1 pseudogene is annotated in these 317 nt (G+C 73.8%); it reads right to left on the reverse strand.

From position 1 onward, the window contains the following. Window positions 1-317: pseudogene (locus VR44_RS44250) on the reverse strand (transposase); the annotation flags it as partial.

A 317-nucleotide genomic window follows, 5' to 3' on the forward strand; every position in this document is an offset into this window, starting at 1 on the left:
GCGGGAGCGTCCGAGGGCGTGGTCGGCGGGCTCGCCGGCCGGGGCCCCTTTTGGCGGGCCCCGGCGGCGTGCTGGTGGGCGCGGACGATCGTGGAGTCGACCGCGCCCACCCACTCCAGGTCGCCCTCGGCATCGGCCTGGGCGAGCAGGGCGGTGAACACCTTCTCCCAGGTGCCGTCCGCGGCCCACATCCGCAGCCGGTTGTGGGCGCCCTTCCATGACCCGAAGTGCTCGGGCAGGTCCATCCAGGGCGTCCCGGTGCGGTACTTGAAAGCGATCGCGTCGATCACCTGCCGGTGATCCCGCCACCGTCCGCC

The organism is Streptomyces katrae (assembly GCF_000966975.1).
In the GTDB taxonomy this organism is placed as follows: domain Bacteria; phylum Actinomycetota; class Actinomycetes; order Streptomycetales; family Streptomycetaceae; genus Streptomyces; species Streptomyces katrae.